Annotated in this window: 1 protein-coding gene; it reads right to left on the minus strand. The window is 45.5% G+C overall.

From position 1 onward, the window contains the following. Positions 1–341 (minus strand): VCBS domain-containing protein (locus AB4653_RS26815; protein WP_372105749.1); only part of this gene is annotated, 341 nt, incomplete at both ends.

Below are 341 nucleotides of genomic sequence, written 5' to 3' on the forward strand. Positions count from 1 at the left end.
TCCGCTTATCACGGCTTTATCATTGGTGCCGTTAACGGTAATTGCAATTTGATGAGGAGTGCCGTCGGCGGAGTGGATGGTTATGATGTCTGTTGTCGCAGAGCCTTGACCAAGAGCCTGAACTTGTGGGTTTTTATTATCTAGATCGTAGGTCCAATCGCCATTGTCTTTAAGGTGTAAAGTACCCAGTGTCCCCTTGAGGTCGGAATTAGAAAAATGCGCCTCTTTTGAGTCGATATCGGTGATGTTGAGTTGGCCTGAAACCGTTAGGTCTTTATCTTCAGTAACTTGGCTTGAGCCATTACTTGTCCCGATAGCGAAAAACGAACTTGGTGAATTTG

The organism is Vibrio sp. 10N.222.48.A3, from assembly GCF_041475345.1.
GTDB lineage: Bacteria > Pseudomonadota > Gammaproteobacteria > Enterobacterales > Vibrionaceae > Vibrio > Vibrio tasmaniensis_A.